Origin of the sequence: Klebsiella planticola (assembly GCF_000783935.2) — a bacterium.
Taxonomy (GTDB): Bacteria; Pseudomonadota; Gammaproteobacteria; order Enterobacterales; family Enterobacteriaceae; genus Klebsiella; species Klebsiella planticola.
In genome coordinates, this window is sequence record NZ_CP026047.1 from 125,122 (window position 1) to 142,319 (window position 17,198).

At 54.2% G+C, this 17,198-nt stretch carries 10 protein-coding genes; 6 read left to right on the plus strand and 4 right to left on the minus strand.

What is annotated here, in order from left to right:
- Positions 1–6: 6 nt before the first annotated feature.
- On the minus strand, positions 7–1,119 hold the full coding sequence (locus MC50_RS00550; protein ID WP_047663328.1) for an OmpK36 porin: 1,113 nt from the start codon (positions 1,117–1,119) through the stop codon (positions 7–9).
- Positions 1,120–1,893: 774 nt separating this feature from the next.
- Here MC50_RS00550 and rcsD point away from each other — a divergent pair.
- Both rcsD and rcsB read left to right on the plus strand, forming a co-directional pair.
- Complete coding sequence (gene rcsD, locus MC50_RS00560; RefSeq protein WP_047663329.1) at positions 1,894–4,551, plus strand: phosphotransferase RcsD; 2,658 nt, start codon at positions 1,894–1,896, stop codon at positions 4,549–4,551.
- Between the two features lie 16 nt (positions 4,552–4,567).
- On the plus strand, positions 4,568–5,218 hold the full coding sequence (gene rcsB, locus MC50_RS00565; protein ID WP_002913007.1) for a response regulator transcription factor RcsB: 651 nt from the start codon (positions 4,568–4,570) through the stop codon (positions 5,216–5,218).
- 63 nt (positions 5,219–5,281) lie between these two features.
- Here the strand turns inward: rcsB and rcsC are convergent, their stop codons facing one another.
- Positions 5,282–8,137: a two-component system sensor histidine kinase RcsC gene (gene rcsC / locus MC50_RS00570; protein WP_047663330.1), complete on the minus strand. Its 2,856-nt coding sequence runs from the start codon at positions 8,135–8,137 to the stop codon at positions 5,282–5,284.
- Between the two features lie 166 nt (positions 8,138–8,303).
- On the minus strand, positions 8,304–10,943 hold the full coding sequence (gyrA, locus tag MC50_RS00575; protein WP_032686665.1) for a DNA topoisomerase (ATP-hydrolyzing) subunit A: 2,640 nt from the start codon (positions 10,941–10,943) through the stop codon (positions 8,304–8,306).
- A gap of 234 nt (positions 10,944–11,177) precedes the next feature.
- Here gyrA and ubiG point away from each other — a divergent pair, with 234 nt between their 5' ends.
- The 4 genes from ubiG to yfaE all read left to right on the plus strand — a co-directional run bounded on the left by ubiG (position 11,178) and on the right by yfaE (position 16,036).
- Positions 11,178–11,906 (plus strand): bifunctional 2-polyprenyl-6-hydroxyphenol methylase/3-demethylubiquinol 3-O-methyltransferase UbiG, encoded by a 729-nt coding sequence (gene ubiG / locus MC50_RS00580; RefSeq protein ID WP_032686664.1) that lies wholly within the window; start codon positions 11,178–11,180, stop codon positions 11,904–11,906.
- 356 nt (positions 11,907–12,262) lie between these two features.
- Entirely contained in the window at positions 12,263–14,548 is a 2,286-nt protein-coding gene (gene nrdA, locus MC50_RS00590; RefSeq protein WP_032699089.1) for a class 1a ribonucleoside-diphosphate reductase subunit alpha, read from the plus strand.
- A gap of 103 nt (positions 14,549–14,651) precedes the next feature.
- A complete protein-coding gene (gene nrdB, locus MC50_RS00595) occupies positions 14,652–15,782 on the plus strand; it encodes a class Ia ribonucleoside-diphosphate reductase subunit beta (protein WP_032686662.1) in 1,131 nt (376 codons plus the stop codon).
- Positions 15,782–16,036, plus strand: coding sequence for a class I ribonucleotide reductase maintenance protein YfaE (gene yfaE, locus MC50_RS00600; protein WP_004201692.1), 255 nt, complete (start codon positions 15,782–15,784; stop codon positions 16,034–16,036). Before nrdB ends, yfaE begins: the two co-directional genes overlap by 1 nt.
- An 83-nt stretch (positions 16,037–16,119) precedes the next feature.
- Here the strand turns inward: yfaE and glpQ are convergent, their stop codons facing one another.
- Positions 16,120–17,190, minus strand: coding sequence for a glycerophosphodiester phosphodiesterase (gene glpQ / locus MC50_RS00605; protein WP_046852020.1), 1,071 nt, complete (start codon positions 17,188–17,190; stop codon positions 16,120–16,122).
- Between the last annotated feature and the right edge of the window lie 8 nt (positions 17,191–17,198).

Here is a 17,198-nt window from a genome sequence, read left to right on the forward strand (position 1 = left end):
GCGTGCTTAGAACTGGTAAACCAGGCCCAGAGCAACCACGTCGTCGGTAGAGATACCGGCACGACGGGTGAAGTTGTTGTCGTCCAGCAGGTTGATTTTGTAGTCAACGTAGGTGGACATGTTTTTGTTGAAGTAGTAGGTCGCACCCAGGTCAACGTATTTCAGGATATCCTGATCGCCGAAACCTTCGATGTCCTTACCTTTAGACTGCAGGTAAGCAACGGACGGACGCAGACCGAAGTCGAACTGGTACTGAGCAACCACTTCGAAGTTCTGTGCTTTGTTTGCATAACCACTAATGGAGTCTGCATTGCCATTACCACTGAAACGGGTTGCGTTGTAGGTCTGGGTGTACTGGGTTGCCAGGTAGATATTGTTCGCGTCGTATTTCAGACCACCGGTGTAGGTTTCAGCATTATCACCACGACCTTTGGACAGACTGTTCTGATCATCAGTACGTTTGGAATGGCTATATGCGAAACCAGCGCTGATGCCGTCCCAGATGTCATAAGTTACGGAAGTACCGAAACCGTCGCCGTTCTGTTTCAGAGCGCCACGACCGTTGTTGGTTGCGCCTTCGCCGCTAACGCTGCCGTTTTTACCCTGGTACTGCAGAGCAAAGTTCAGGCCGTCAACCAGACCGAAGAAGTCAGAGTTACGGTAGGTTGCAACGCCGTTAGCACGGGACTGCAGGAAGTTGTCAGAACCGTAGGTGTCGCCGCCGAATTCCGGCAGAACGTCGGTCCAGGAAGTTACGTCGTAAACAACGCCGTAGTTACGACCGTAGTCGAAAGAGCCCGCGTCGCCAAATTTCAGACCAGCAAACGCCAGACGAGTCCATGCCTGATCGCTGGAGCTTTCAGTGTTGTTCGCCTGAACGTTGTATTCCCACTGGCCGTAACCGGTCAGCTGGTCATTGATCTGAGTTTCGCCTTTAACGCCTACACGCATGTAGGTCTGGTCGCCGTCAACGCTCTTGTCGTCAGAGAAATAGTGCAGACCGTCGATTTTACCGTACAGGTCTAATTTGTTGCCGTCTTTGTTATAAATTTCAGCCGCATTCGCTGCGCCTGCTACCAGCAGAGCCGGTACCAGGAGGGACAGTACTTTAACTTTCATGTTATTAACCCTCTGTTTGTTATATGCCTTTTATTATTGCCACTGCTTACTGATTACCCTTCTAATCAGTCGGCTATATTCATTGTGCTGTAAAATGCAGAATAATCCAACAAGAATATGATACGAAAACTTCTAAGGTGTTTCAAAATGCGCACAAGATGTTTCAAATTGTAAACACAGGGGAACTTTTCTTCATCGCTAAAAAGCACTAAAATAAGCACCAATAATCAAGAAAATAAATTTTCTCAATGAAGTTCATGCAGTTACACGTTGTTTCATGTATAGCACTGAATGACAAAACAAAATCCCCCCCGGCGACTAGAATAACTCTCGCTATCATCATTAACTTTATTTATTACCGTCATTCAGTTCTGAATGTCTGTTTACCCCTATTTCAACCGGATGCCTCGCATTCGGTTTTTTTTTACCCTTCTTTACATAACTTTAATTACCCTGCGATATCCATGAAAAAAAATAACGGTTATTAATCAATCACCTCGCAAGTGAGTAAAGTCTTATCGAGATAATTTCTTGTTATTTAGTGCTATTTATTGCGTAAAACAGGTAAATAATTGTACAAGGTTCGCCTTGTTGTACATCTCATTGCGCCCGCTCTTTTTAAGATAATTCTCAGGATTAAAAAAATTGCAGAACCGCAATCTGTAGTATGGATTTGATAAATTAGCCTTTATACTGCTTAGCGTATTCACTCTGCTAGCAGCTACCTGGGGCGATGCCCTGCTTACAAACCTTGATGAGTCGCTCCGTCACACGATGACCCAGAAAAAATTCTCCCTGATGCCAGGCAGCATCACCCGCTTCTTCGTTTTAATGGTCATCGTCCTGCTGGCGACGATGGGTGTTATGATCCAAAGCGCGGTCAATACCTGGCTGAAAGATAAAAGTTATCAGGTCATTGATGTCAGCCACGCGCTGCATAAACGCATCGATACCTGGCGCTACGCAACCTGGCAGATTTACGACAATATCGCCGCCACTCCGTCCAGCACCGTCAGCGATGGCCTGCAAGAAACGCGGTTGAAGCAGGATGTTTACTACCTGGAAAAACCGCGGCGCAAAACCGAAGCGCTGATCTTCGGATCCCACGACAGCTCCACCCTGGAGATGACGCAGAAAATGTCCAGCTACCTCGACATCCTGTGGGGAGCGGAAACCATCCCCTGGTCGATGTACTATCTGAATGGTCTGGATAACAGTCTGATCCTCGTATCGACGCTGCCGCTGAAAGACCTGTCATCCAGCTTTAAAGAGTCAACGATTACCAGCGTGGTTGAATCCCGTCGCGCAGAAATGTTGCTGCAGGCGAACACCCTGGACGAGAGGGAGACCTTTTCCTCCCTGCGCCGCCTCTCCTGGCAAAATGGCCACTATTTCACCCTGCGCACCACCTTTAACCAGCCGGGCCACCTGGCGACGGTTGTCGCCTTTGACCTGCCGATTAACGACCTGATTCCGCCCGGCATGTCGCTGGATAATTTCCGTATTGAACCCGACCCGGCGCAAAGCGCGGTCAGCAACCCGGAAAAAGAGACCGCCGATAGCGTCAATATCGACTTTAACGGTGCGCGGATTGAGATCATCACCAGCATTAGCACCACCGGTATGCGCCTGATCTGGGTGGTTCCCTTCGGTTCACTGCTGCTGGAGTCCCTGCAGAATATTCTCCTGCCGCTGCTGCTGATTATCGGCCTGCTGGCGCTAACGCTGTTCGGTTTCACGACGTTTCGTCATTTCAACGGCCGCGGCCGTCAGACCGGTACCGCCGTCTCTTCCGCGGCCAATAGCGAATTGCGCACCCTGCGCGCCATTAACGAAGAGATCGTCTCGCTGCTGCCGCTGGGGCTGCTGGTCCACGATCAGGAAGCCAACCGCACAATTATCAGTAACCCGATAGCCGATCATCTCCTGCCGCACCTCAATCTGCAAAACATCACCAACATGGCCGATCAGCATCAGGGGGTTATTCAGGCGACGATCAATAACGAGCTGTATGAAATACGCCAGTATCGCAGCCAGGTTGCGCCGCGGACGCAGATCTTCATTATTCGCGATCAGGACCGGGAGGTTCTGGTCAATAAGAAACTGAAACAGGCCCAGCGTCTGTATGAGAAAAATCAGCAGGGGCGCGTTGCATTTATGCAGCATATCGGCAGCGCCTTAAAACAGCCGGCGCAAAGCCTGGCCGAAGAAGCGGCAGCCATTGGCATTGCCCAAAGCCTGCAGCTTGCGCAGCATGCGGATCAGCTGGTACAGCTGGTTGATGAAATTCAGCTGGCAAATCTTCTGGAGAGCGACAGCTGGAAAAGTAATCCTGGACTGTTCTCCATTCAGGAGCTGATCGATGAAGTGGTGCCTGAGGTGCTGCCGGCCATTAAACGTAAAGGTCTGCAGCTGTTGATTAACAATGCGCTGCCGGCCAACGAACAACGCTATGGCGATCGCGATGCGCTACGCCGCACGCTGCTGTTGCTCATTCAATACTCGGTGACCACGACGCAAATTGGCAAAATCACGCTCGAAGTGAGTAAAGATGAATCCGCAGACGACCGGCTGACCTTCCGTATTCTGGATACCGGCAACGGCGTTTCCGGCAACGAAATCGACAATATGCACTTCCCGTTCCTGAACGAGACCCAGTCCGACCTGTATGGTAAAGCCAACGCCCTCACCTTCTGGCTCTGCGATCGTCTGACGCGCAGGCTTGGCGGTCAGATGAATATCAAGGCGCGTGAGTCGCTGGGAACGCGTTATTCTCTCCATCTCAAAATGCCGGCCAGCGAAGAAGAGAGCGACTCCGGCGAGCATCTGCTGGATGATGTCGTGGTGATGCTGGATATTACCGCCAATGAGGTCCGCCGGATTGTAGTGCGCCAGCTCGAAAGCTGGGGAGCCACCTGCATCACGCCGGATGAAAGGCTGACAAGTCAAGAATACGATCTCTTTTTAACGGATAATCCGTCTAATCTTACTGCTTCGGGCTTGCTTTTAAGCGATGATGAGGTCGGGATACGCAAAATTGGTCCAGGCCAGCTGCGTGTCAATTTTAATATCAGCACGGCAATGCAGGAAGCGATTCTGCAACTGATTGAACAGCAGCTGGCGCAGGAAGAGGGACAATCCACCTCTGCGGGAAGCGAGAGTAACGCCGAACTCCATGCCAGCGGCTATTACGCACTGTTTGCCGACACAGTTCCGGATGATGTTAAGAGGCTGTATACTGAACTGGCAACGAGCGACTTAGCTGCGCTGGCGCAGACAGCGCACCGCCTCAAAGGGGCGTTTGCTATGCTTAATCTGATACCCGGCAAACAGTTATGTGAAACGCTTGAGCATCTGATTCGCGAGAAAGATGCGCAAGGCATAGAAAAATATATCAGCGACATTGACGTTTACGTCAAGAGCTTGCTGTAGCAAGGTAGCCTAATACATGAACACTATGAACGTAATTATTGCCGATGACCACCCGATCGTACTGTTCGGTATTCGTAAATCCCTTGAGCAAATCGAATGGGTCAACGTAGTCGGCGAATTTGAAGATTCAACGGCACTTATCAATAATCTTCCTAAGTTAGACGCACACGTTTTGATTACCGACCTGTCGATGCCTGGCGATAAATACGGCGACGGGATCACGTTGATCAAATACATCAAACGCCATTTCCCGGATCTGTCTATCATCGTTCTGACGATGAATAACAACCCGGCGATCCTTAGCGCTGTGCTGGATCTGGATATCGAAGGGATCGTGCTGAAACAAGGCGCCCCGACCGATCTGCCTAAAGCGCTGGCGGCGCTGCAGAAAGGCAAAAAATTCACTCCGGAAAGCGTTTCGCGCCTGCTGGAAAAAATCAGCGCCAGCGGTTACGGCGACAAGCGCCTGTCGCCGAAAGAGAGCGAAGTGCTGCGCCTGTTCGCCGAAGGGTTTCTCGTGACCGAGATTGCCAAAAAGCTGAACCGCAGCATTAAAACCATCAGCAGCCAGAAGAAATCGGCGATGATGAAGCTGGGCGTGGAAAACGATATCGCGCTGCTGAACTATCTGTCTTCCGTTTCTCTGAGCGCCACCGACAAAGAGTAACGCTGCCTGCCCGGATAACGGCGTCGCGCTTTATCCGGGCAAGTACACAATCGGTTCCCTGCCCTACTCCCTTTCCTGACGTTCTTTACGCACCCGCGCGGCGTAGACTGCCAGCGTCTGCTTGATAATATCGAGCGTCACCGGTTTAGACAGACAGTTATCCATACCAGACTCCAGACAGCGCTGTTTCTCCTCAGCCAGCGCGTTGGCGGTCACCCCGATTACCGGCAGGGTCATTCCCAGCTCGCGGATACGTTGCGTCAGGCGATAGCCATCCATATTCGGCATGTTGACATCGCTCAGCACGATATCGATATGCTGTTTGCTCAGCACGCCCAGCGCATCGACCCCATCGTTTGCCGTCACGCACTGATATCCCAGCGAGCCAAGCTGGTCGGCCAACAGCCGACGGTTAATCGGATGATCGTCCACCACCAGGATCATCATATCGTCATTGCTGGCGACCTGCGTTTCCGGAGCAGCGAGCGCCGGACCGTGTTCGGTGGTCGTCACCGCAATCCGGAAGATACGTCCCAGTAGCGGCAGCAGCTCGTGCGGTGTCGTCACGCTGTGTATCCACTCGCCGGGCGCGCGTTCCAGCGGAATACCGATATGGCGGCGACAGAAAATCACCGCCGCACTCCCCTGCCAGCGAGCATCCGGCTCATCATCCGTCAGCAAAATATCATCTGCACCGGGCTGCTGCCCGTCATAGATTTGGGCGTGAAGACCGTGATGGGTAAGCAGCGACTCGACAAACAGCGCCAGGGAGGTATTGCGGATAGCCAGCCAGCAGCATTTACCCACCAGACCATCAATCACCAGCGGCGAGCGGTTTTGCACGCCGTACAGCGGAATACGAATGGTAAAGCGGCTGCCCATTCCCGGTTCGGTTTCGACGGCAATATCGCCGTCCATCATGCTGATGAGCTTTTCACATATCGCCAGCCCCAGACCGGTCCCCTGGAAGTTGCGCTGCACGCCGGTCCCCACCTGGAAGAACGGGTCAAACAGGCGCACCACCTCTTTTGCCGGGATCCCTTCGCCCGTATCGCGCACGCTAATTTGCAGGTAATCCCCGGCACACTGCACGTGCAGGACGATGCAGCCGGTGTCGGTAAACTTAATGGCGTTGCTCAGCAGGTTAGAAATGACCTGCTGCAAACGCATCGGATCGCCGGACATCATCTGCGGAACGTCAGGCTCGATAAAGCAGTAGAGCCCCAGCTGTTTACGTACCACCAGCGGTAAATAGTTGGCCGAGATATGGTTCATCACCTCACGCGGCGAAAATTCGCCGGGTTCGATTTTCAGCTGCTCGGATTCAATTTTCGAGAAATCGAGGATATCGCTGATGATTTTCAGCAGCAGGCTCGAGGAGTTATTCATCGCCGTGACCAGCCTGTCGACGCCCTTCGGCAGCTCTTTGGTTTGCAACAGGTCAAGGTTACCGATAATTCCATATAGCGGCGTACGCAGCTCATGGCTGACGGTGGCGAGGAACATCGATTTCGACTGGCTGGCCTGCTCCGCGGCCTGCGCCATCTCCTGCAACGACTCTTCCATCTTGACGCGGGCGCTGACGTCCACCAGCACGCAAATCGCGACGTTTTCATTGCGATAGCGCGAATGCACGAAGCTAATCTGCAGGTTGGTGTTGTTACTGGTCAACACATCCACGAAGTTGACCTGCTGGCCGCAAATAATCTGCGTTAACCGCTGCCGATCCTCATGGGTTAACATATTGAGGTAGTTGTGCGCCAGTTCGTTGCTCAGAATATTGGTGCCATCGAGGGTGCGCAGGATACAAATTCCCACCGGCGCCGACGCGACAATTTTACGGTTGAACTGCTCATGCTCTTCCAGCCGCTGGGCATCATTCTCCGCCGGGATAAAGATCCGCCGCTCATACATCCGCGCCAGGGCAAACAGAATCACCCCGGTCAGAATATTCAGGACAATCGCGTTGATAATCAGCATCCGGATACGTTCGAGCACCTGATCGACCGACACGGAATAGACAATGCTTAACGACGATGGCGGCAGGCTCTTCTTCAGCGCCAGCTCGCGGAAACCCGCGGTGTAGCCAAACCAGATCCGCTCCTGCATCCAGCGGGCTTCGCTCTTGATTTTGTTATCCTGCCCGGCAAGAGAAATAAGCGGCTGCCCGTTGTCGTCGAGAATCGTGACGCTCATTGGCAGACTGCCCGGCGTAAAGAAGCTCTCCATACGAATGGTCTGCTCAATACCCAGCAACGCCTGCAGGCGGTTTGCCATATAAACCGGCGTCAGGGCGTAAAAATAGCCCACGCCCGGACGCACGCCCTGGCTTATCCAGAACAGGTTGTTGCCGCGCTCGTTTTGCGGCGCATCGCGGTACTGCTCAATACGCTGGTGCAGCACTTTCAGCGCCTGATCGCGCTCCAGCGGCATTTCCCGCAGGCCAAAGTTGGCCATACACAAATTATCGCTGCCAATGAGAAAGATGCGGTTGAGGTCATAGGCCGCGGAAAAGTTATCGCGCCAGTAGCGCATAAACCACGCCAGCGACTGCAGAGAGTTGCGCCAGGTGGCGCCCATGGTCCCGCAATCAGAATCAGGGTACAGCGGCTCGAAATCAGGGACGGCGATGTTGCCGCCCGGAGCGGGAGTCGCCCCCCCCTCGCCGCCGCTGGTCGGACGGTTTCCCGCCACGTATTTCAGCTCTTTAATCACATCCGCGGTTCGCTGGATATAGCGCTGTGCCTGATCGGCATTGAGGTTAAATTCCTGGCGGATTTCCGACTCTCTGTCATGCAGGGCATTGACGATATAGAACACGGAAACGAAAGCGATCAGCATCCAGAGCAGTACCGCCAGCGCTCTGAACAGGTAGCGTGAAACCTTTAGCGTGGTATGAAAAGAGGCAAGATATTTCAATGGGGCGATACTCGGCCGTCAGGGACTCAACAGAATGGGGTTAAGGTAGCGGTAAACACGTTTCGTCGCAACGTTATACTCTCTGGATTTCGCGTCGGATAAAGGGCGGCGTACAAATAAAAAGGGCCGGAGTCTCTCCCGGCCCTTTTCGCACCACTAGCGCAGATTATTCTTCATCTTCGACAGTGTCATCATCGGCGTCAGCGTCAGTTTCCGGCGCGATCTCGTCGTCACCTTCAGCCACGCTGCCGTCGATGGCATCCAGCTCTTCGTCATCAACCGGCTCGGCTACGCGCTGCAGACCCACAACGTTTTCATCTTCCGCGGTACGGATCAGAATAACGCCCTGCGTGTTACGACCGACGATGCTGACTTCCGACACGCGGGTACGCACCAGCGTGCCCGCATCGGTGATCATCATGATCTGATCGCAATCATCGACCTGCACGGCACCGACCACGGAACCGTTACGCTCGGTGACCTTAATGGAGATCACGCCCTGCGTTGCACGGGACTTAGTCGGATACTCTGCCGCCGCCGTACGTTTACCGTAACCATTCTGCGTGACGGTCAGGATAGCGCCTTCGCCGCGTGGAATGATCAGCGAGACCACTTTATCGTCACCCGCCAGCTTGATGCCGCGAACGCCGGTTGCGGTACGGCCCATGGCACGGACCGCGCTCTCTTTAAAGCGCACCACTTTACCGGCGGCTGAGAACAGCATCGCTTCATCGTTACCGTTCGTCAGGTCAACGCCAATCAGCTCGTCGCCTTCGTTCAGGTTCACCGCGATGATCCCGGCAGAACGCGGACGGCTGAACTCGGTCAGCGCGGTTTTCTTCACGGTACCGCTGGCGGTCGCCATAAAGACGTTCACGCCTTCTTCGTATTCGCGTACCGGCAGAATAGCGGTAATGCGTTCGTTAGCTTCCAGCGGCAGCAGGTTGACGATTGGACGCCCGCGCGCACCACGGCTGGCTTCCGGCAGCTGATAAACCTTCATCCAGTACAGGCGACCACGGCTGGAGAAGCAGAGGATCGTGTCATGGGTATTGGCCACCAGCAGGCGGTCGATAAAGTCTTCTTCTTTAATACGTGCGGCCGATTTACCTTTGCCACCGCGACGCTGCGCCTCATAGTCGGTTAGCGGCTGATACTTCACATAGCCCTGGTGAGACAGGGTGACCACCACATCTTCCTGGTTGATCAGATCTTCGATGTTGATATCCGCGGTGTTGGCGGTGATTTCGGTACGACGCGCGTCGCCGAACTGTTCGCGCATGGCTTCCAGCTCTTCCCGAATCACTTCCATCAGACGATCGGCGCTGCCGAGGATATGCAGCAGTTCAGCGATCTGTTCCAGCAGCTCTTTATATTCATCGAGCAGTTTTTCATGCTCAAGGCCGGTCAGTTTCTGCAGACGCAGATCCAGGATCGCCTGGGCCTGCTGTTCGGTCAGATAGTATTGACCGTCGCGCACGCCGAACTCTGGCTCGAGCCACTCCGGACGCGCGGCATCATCACCGGCACGTTCCAGCATCGCCGCCACGTTGCCCAGATCCCATGGACGCGCGATCAGGCCAGCTTTAGCTTCCGCAGGCGTTGGCGCACGGCGGATAAGCTCGATGATCGGGTCGATGTTGGCCAGCGCAATCGCCAGCGCTTCAAGGATATGCGCACGATCGCGGGCTTTACGCAGTTCGAAAATGGTACGACGCGTCACCACTTCACGGCGGTGGCGCACGAACGCAGAAAGAATATCTTTCAGGTTCATGATCTTCGGCTGGCCATGGTGCAGCGCAACCATGTTAATACCGAAGGAGACCTGCAGCTGCGTCTGGGAGTAGAGGTTGTTGAGAACCACTTCGCCCACCGCATCGCGTTTCACTTCAATCACGATGCGCATCCCGTCTTTATCAGACTCGTCACGCAGCGCGCTGATGCCTTCAACGCGTTTGTCTTTCACCAGCTCGGCAATTTTCTCGATCAGGCGCGCTTTGTTCACCTGATACGGAATTTCGTGCACGATGATGGTTTCACGACCCGTCTTCGCATCGGTTTCCACCTCAGCGCGGGCGCGAATATAAATTTTGCCACGACCGGTGCGGTAAGCTTCCTCAATCCCACGACGACCATTAATAATGGCGGCAGTCGGGAAGTCCGGACCCGGGATGTGCTCCATCAGCCCTTCGACGGAGATATTTTCATCGTCGATATAGGCCAGGCAGCCGTTGATCACTTCCGTCAGGTTGTGCGGCGGAATGTTGGTTGCCATCCCGACGGCGATACCGGACGAACCGTTCACCAGCAGGTTAGGGATTTTCGTCGGCATGACGTCAGGAATACGTTCCGTACCGTCATAGTTATCAACGAAATCAACCGTCTCTTTTTCCAGGTCGGCCATCAGCTCGTGGGCGATTTTCGACATACGGATTTCCGTATAACGCATCGCTGCGGCGGAGTCGCCATCGACAGAACCGAAGTTACCCTGGCCATCGACCAGCATATAACGCAAGGAGAATGGCTGTGCCATACGTACAATGGTGTCATAAACGGCGGTATCACCATGAGGGTGGTATTTACCGATTACGTCACCAACGACACGGGCGGATTTTTTATAGGCTTTGTTCCAGTCATTGCCCAATACGTTCATGGCGTAAAGTACGCGACGGTGTACCGGTTTCAGGCCATCTCGGACATCCGGCAGCGCACGGCCAACAATGACCGACATCGCATAATCCAGATACGAGCTCTTAAGCTCTTCCTCAATGTTGACCGGTGTAATTTCTCTCGCAAGGTCGCTCATCTAACCGCTATCCCTCTACTGTATCCCGGATTCAAAGGTCGCAAATTATAACACAGCCACGGTGATACGGGTAAACCTATACCCAATGAATTTCGCGCCGCATCGTGGCGGCAAATGCAGGCGCTCCGATTCGCGCTATCGGGTACCGGCAAAAGGCGATGGGGATAGACGGTTTATTCATGTCGGTCACCTGATATACTCGCCGGTCTGAACAGAAAAGGAGTCGAAGCGCCCATGAATGCCGAAAAACAGCCGGTGGCCCACAACGTTGATCATCATGAAATTGCTAAATTTGAAGCCGTCGCCTCGCGCTGGTGGGACTTAGAGGGCGAGTTCAAGCCCTTACATCGTATCAACCCGCTGCGTCTTGGCTATATTGCGGAGCGTTCTGGCGGCCTGTTTGGCAAAAAGGTACTCGATGTTGGCTGCGGCGGCGGCATCCTTGCCGAGAGCATGGCGCGTGAAGGCGCAACGGTAACCGGGCTCGACATGGGCTTTGAACCGCTGCAGGTGGCGAAGCTGCACGCGCTGGAAAGCGGCGTTCAGGTCGAGTATGTCCAGGAGACGGTAGAAGAGCACGCGGCGAAGCACGCCGGTCAGTACGATGTGGTGACCTGCATGGAAATGCTGGAGCACGTTCCGGACCCGCAATCGGTGGTGCACGCCTGCGCACGGCTGGTGAAGCCCGGCGGTCAGGTCTTCTTCTCGACCATTAACCGCAATGGTAAAGCGTGGCTGATGGCGGTAGTCGGCGCTGAGTACGTGATGAAAATGGTGCCCAAAGGGACGCACGACGTGAAGAAATTCATTAAGCCGGCGGAGCTGATTGGCTGGGTTGATCAGACTACTCTGAAAGAGCAGCATATCATCGGCCTGCATTACAATCCGCTGACCAACACCTTCAAGCTGGCGCCGGGCGTAGATGTTAACTATATGTTGCATACAACCGCGAAAAGCGCATAACGTCAGCAGTTTTTCATATGATGATTATTTGATGATTGCGCGGCATCAAGCCGCGTAATTTTTACATCCGTCGAAGAAATCAGCATTCGATCAAATTTTCATATTTATTTTCCAGTTTATTGACATCTCCGCCAGGCCTTATGCGGCGTGGACTTAGCGATCATTACGCTTCCGCAACCTCAAATTAACGTCAAAATCAACCCTTGTACTCAAAAGAATCCTTACTAAAATACTCACCATATAGCGTTTCTTTTATCTACAACCCCCTACATATAGTATTTATCCACAGAGTTAGTCACAACGGCGTTCTGTGGATAAGCGGGGGATATTTTCTCTCACGGACAGGTATAATCCACATGAATCAGAGTCTGCTGGTGACAAAGCGTGACGGTAGCACCGAGCGCATTAATCTCGATAAAATCCACCGTGTACTGGATTGGGCGGCAGAAGGACTGAATAACGTTTCGATTTCTCAGGTAGAACTGCGCTCTCACATTCAGTTTTACGACGGCATCAAAACCGCCGATATCCACGAAACCATCATTAAGGCAGCCGCGGACCTGATCTCCCGCGAAGCGCCGGATTACCAGTATCTCGCCGCGCGCCTGGCCATCTTCCATCTGCGTAAAAAAGCCTACGGCCAGTTTGAACCGCCTGCGCTGTACGACCACGTCACCAGGATGGTGAAAAAAGGTAAATACGATACTCATCTGCTGGAAGACTACACGGAAGAAGAGTTCAAGCAGATGGATTCGTTCATTGTTCACGATCGCGATATGAGTTTCTCCTACGCTGCCGTTAAGCAGCTGGAAGGCAAATATCTGGTCCAGAACCGCGTCACCGGCGAAATTTACGAGAGCGCCCAGTTCCTCTATATTCTGGTTGCCGCCTGCCTGTTCTCCAACTACCCGCGCGAGACGCGTCTGGACTACATCAAGCGTTTCTATGATGCCGTCTCCACCTTTAAAATCTCGCTGCCGACGCCGATTATGTCCGGCGTGCGTACCCCAACGCGTCAGTTCAGCTCCTGCGTGCTGATCGAGTGCGGCGATAGCCTCGACTCCATCAACGCCACCTCCAGCGCCATCGTGAAATATGTTTCTCAGCGCGCCGGTATCGGCATTAACGCCGGCCGCATCCGTGCGCTCGGCAGCCCGATCCGCGGCGGCGAAGCGTTCCACACCGGCTGTATTCCGTTCTATAAGCACTTCCAGACCGCGGTGAAGTCCTGCTCGCAGGGCGGCGTACGCGGCGGTGCGGCGACGCTGTTCTACCCGATGTGGCATCTGGAAGTCGAAAGTCTGCTGGTGCTGAAAAACAACCGTGGTACCGACGCCAACCGCGTTCGTCACATGGACTACGGCGTACAGATCAACAAACTGATGTACACCCGCCTGTTGAAAGGTGAAGACATTACCCTGTTCAGCCCGTCCGACGTCCCGGGTCTGTATGACGCCTTCTTCGCCGATCAGGACGAATTCGAACGTCTGTACACCCTGTACGAAAAAGACGACAGCATTCGTAAGCAGCGCATCAAAGCGGTTGAGCTGTTCTCCCTGATGATGCAGGAACGCGCCTCCACCGGCCGTATCTACATTCAGAACGTTGACCACTGCAACACCCACAGCCCGTTTGACCCGGTGGTGGCGCCGGTTCGCCAGTCCAACCTGTGCCTGGAAATCGCGCTGCCGACCAAACCGCTGGATGACGTCAACGACGAAAACGGTGAAATCGCGCTGTGTACGCTGTCTGCCTTTAACCTTGGCGCCATTGAAAGCCTCGACGAGCTGGAAGAGCTGGCGGTACTGGCGGTGCGTGCGCTGGATGCCCTGCTGGATTACCAGGACTACCCGATTCTGGCGGCTAAACGCGGCGCGATGGGCCGTCGTACGCTGGGCATTGGCGTAATCAACTTCGCCTACTACCTGGCGAAGCACGGTAAACGCTACTCTGACGGCAGCGCCAACAACCTGACGCATAAAACCTTTGAAGCGATTCAGTACTACCTGCTGAAAGCGTCAAACGAGCTGGCCATTGAACAGGGCGCGTGCCCGTGGTTCAACGAGACCACCTATGCTCAGGGCGTGCTGCCGATCGATACCTATAAAAAAGATCTCGATGCCATCGTCAACGAGCCGCTGCACTACAACTGGGAAGCGCTGCGCGAGTCCATTAAAGAGCACGGCCTGCGTAACTCCACGCTCTCCGCGCTGATGCCGTCAGAGACCTCTTCGCAGATTTCCAACGCTACCAACGGTATTGAGCCGCCGCGCGGACATGTCAGCATTAAAGCCTCGAAAGACGGCATTCTGCGTCAGGTGGTACCGGACTACGAAAAACTGCAGGGCAACTACGAGCTGCTGTGGGAAATGCCGAACAATGACGGCTACCTGCAGCTGGTGGGTATCATGCAGAAGTTTATCGACCAGTCGATTTCGGCCAACACCAACTATGACCCGACGCGTTTCCAGTCGGGTAAAGTGCCGATGCAGCAGTTGCTGAAAGACTTGCTCAATGCCTATAAATTCGGCGTAAAAACTCTGTACTATCACAACACCCGTGATGGCGCGGAAGATGCCCAGGACGATCTGGCGCCGTCCATCCAGGACGACGGCTGCGAAAGCGGCGCATGTAAGATTTGATAATATTGCCCGGCGGCGCGTTGCTTGCCGGGCCTACGGTCTATTGTAGGCCGGGTTAGCGAAGCGCCACCCGGCGTATAATTCCAGGACAGGATCCCCACTCATGGCATACACCACTTTTTCACAGACGAAAAACGATCAGCTGCTTGAGCCGATGTTTTTTGGCCAACCGGTTAACGTCGCCCGTTACGATCAGCAAAAATATGACATCTTCGAAAAGCTGATCGAAAAACAGCTCTCCTTCTTCTGGCGTCCGGAAGAAGTTGACGTCTCCCGCGACCGTATCGACTATCAGGCGCTGCCGGAACACGAAAAACATATCTTCATCAGCAATCTGAAGTATCAGACGCTGCTGGACTCTATCCAGGGCCGTAGCCCGAACGTCGCCCTGCTGCCGCTGATTTCGATTCCGGAACTGGAAACCTGGGTAGAAACCTGGGCATTCTCAGAGACGATTCACTCGCGCTCCTACACCCATATCATCCGTAATATCGTCAACGACCCGGCGATGGTCTTCGACGATATCGTCACCAACGAGCAAATCCAGAAACGCGCGGAAGGTATCTCCCACTACTACGATACGCTGATCGAGCTGACCAGCTACTGGCATCTGCTGGGTGAAGGCACGCACACCGTCAACGGGAAAACCATCACCGTTAACCTGCGCGAGCTGAAAAAGAAACTCTACCTGTGCCTGATGAGCGTCAACGCGCTGGAAGCGATTCGCTTCTACGTCAGCTTCGCCTGCTCCTTTGCATTCGCCGAGCGTAAGCTGATGGAAGGCAACGCCAAAATCATCCGGCTGATCGCCCGTGACGAAGCGCTGCACCTGACCGGCACCCAGCACATGCTGAATCTGCTGCGCTCCGGAGTCGACGACCCGGAAATGGCGGAAATTGCCGAAGAGTGTAAGCAGGAGTGCTACGATCTGTTCGTGCTGGCGGCACAGCAGGAGAAAGAGTGGGCGGATTATCTGTTCCGTGACGGTTCAATGATCGGTCTGAACAAAGATATTCTCTGCCAGTACGTGGAATACATCACCAATATCCGCATGCAGGCGGTGGGTCTCGATCTGCCCTTCCAGACCCGCTCCAACCCGATCCCGTGGATCAACACCTGGCTGGTGTCCGATAACGTGCAGGTTGCGCCGCAGGAAGTGGAAGTCAGCTCCTACCTGGTTGGCCAGATCGATTCCGAAGTCGATGCCGACGATCTGAGCAACTTCCAGCTCTGATGAAACGCATTTTTCTGAAAATCTCTGACACTCGCCTTGAGTGTCAGGATGAACACCCTTCCCTGTTGGCCGCCCTGGAATCACATAATATCGACGTGGAGTATCAGTGTCGCGCCGGCTATTGCGGATCCTGTCGCACGCGGCTGGTTTCCGGTCAGGTTGACTGGCTGACCGAGCCGCTGGCGTTTATCCAACCGGGAGAGATTTTGCCCTGCTGCTGCCGGGCGAAGGGTGATATAGAAATCGAGATGTGATTGTGTCGGGCGGCGCTTCGCTAACCCGACCTGTAAAACCGCAGTTCACAGGCCGGGTAAGGCGCAGCCGCCACCCGGCAATTTCAGCGTTTATCCTTCAAAAAGCTCACCGCCTTATCCGGGAAATCCGTAAACAGCCCGTCCACGCCCGCCTGGTTATACAGCAGGTCATAAAGCTGATTCACGTCCGTGGTATATTCCGGCAGTTGGTCTGCCCGGACGGTGTACGGATGCACCTGCATTTTGCTCTCATGCGCCTCTTTCACCATCTCGTTTAGCACAACCTGACCCGGTCTGGAATTCGCCGCCACCAGCATATGGTAGTCCGGGCCAATTCCGTCGGCATATTGCGCAATCTGCTGCATCGCGCCGGGCTTAAACATCCAGTCATAGCTGTAGTTAACCCATTTGCCGTCCGCCCGGCGTTGCCGGGTTTCGTTCCAGTCGGTGTAAGCGATCAGCTGCACCAGCTTCAGGTCCATCCCCATCTTCGGCTCCAGCTCATGCTTAATACGCTTGAGCTCGTTAGCATCAAAGCACTGCAGATAGATCTTATCCTGCTTGCGAGTATACCCGTATGTCTTCAGCACCTGCAGGACGCTGGCGGCGATATCCTTGCCTTCCTGATGGTGGAACCACGGCGCCTTAATTTCCGGGTAGATACCGATATTTTTCCCCGTTGAATGGTTCAGCCCCTGAACAAACTCGATCTCCTCTTCAAAAGTATGAATGCGGAAGTCCGATTTCCCCATCGGGAAGCGGCCAGGGAAGGTCTGTACATGCTTGCCGTCCTTCGGCTCAAACCCTTCGCTGAACCGCAGCGATTTTATCTCCGCCAGGGTAAAGTCGATGGCGTAGAAGCGGCCATCCTGCCGCGCGCGCTGCGGGAAACGCTCCGCGACGTCGGTCACCCGATCGAGATAGTGGTCATGGAGCACCACCAGCCGATCGTCTTTGGTCATCACCAGGTCCTGCTCAAGATAATCGGCGCCCTGAGCGTAGGCCATCGCTTTTGCCGGCAGCGTATGCTCCGGCAGATAGCCGCTGGCGCCCCGGTGGGCGATGACAAGCTTATCCGCCGCAGCGGCGGAAAAGCTCAGAGTCGAACCGGCCAGTAAAATCCCCGTCATTAACGTTGTGGCTAGCGTTTTCATGCGCATTC

What these genes read in the sequence shown, in the direction of transcription:
- gyrA (WP_032686665.1), bottom strand. Translation starts at nt 10,943, where the DNA reads ATGAGCGACCTTGCGAGAGAAATTACACCGGTCAACATTGAGGAAGAG.
- nrdA (WP_032699089.1), top strand. Translation starts at nt 12,263, where the DNA reads ATGAATCAGAGTCTGCTGGTGACAAAGCGTGACGGTAGCACCGAGCGC.
- yfaE (WP_004201692.1), top strand. Translation starts at nt 15,782, where the DNA reads ATGAAACGCATTTTTCTGAAAATCTCTGACACTCGCCTTGAGTGTCAG.
- MC50_RS00550 (WP_047663328.1), bottom strand. Translation starts at nt 1,119, where the DNA reads ATGAAAGTTAAAGTACTGTCCCTCCTGGTACCGGCTCTGCTGGTAGCA.
- nrdB (WP_032686662.1), top strand. Translation starts at nt 14,652, where the DNA reads ATGGCATACACCACTTTTTCACAGACGAAAAACGATCAGCTGCTTGAG.
- rcsD (WP_047663329.1), top strand. Translation starts at nt 1,894, where the DNA reads ATGACCCAGAAAAAATTCTCCCTGATGCCAGGCAGCATCACCCGCTTC.
- rcsB (WP_002913007.1), top strand. Translation starts at nt 4,568, where the DNA reads ATGAACACTATGAACGTAATTATTGCCGATGACCACCCGATCGTACTG.
- glpQ (WP_046852020.1), bottom strand. Translation starts at nt 17,190, where the DNA reads ATGAAAACGCTAGCCACAACGTTAATGACGGGGATTTTACTGGCCGGT.
- ubiG (WP_032686664.1), top strand. Translation starts at nt 11,178, where the DNA reads ATGAATGCCGAAAAACAGCCGGTGGCCCACAACGTTGATCATCATGAA.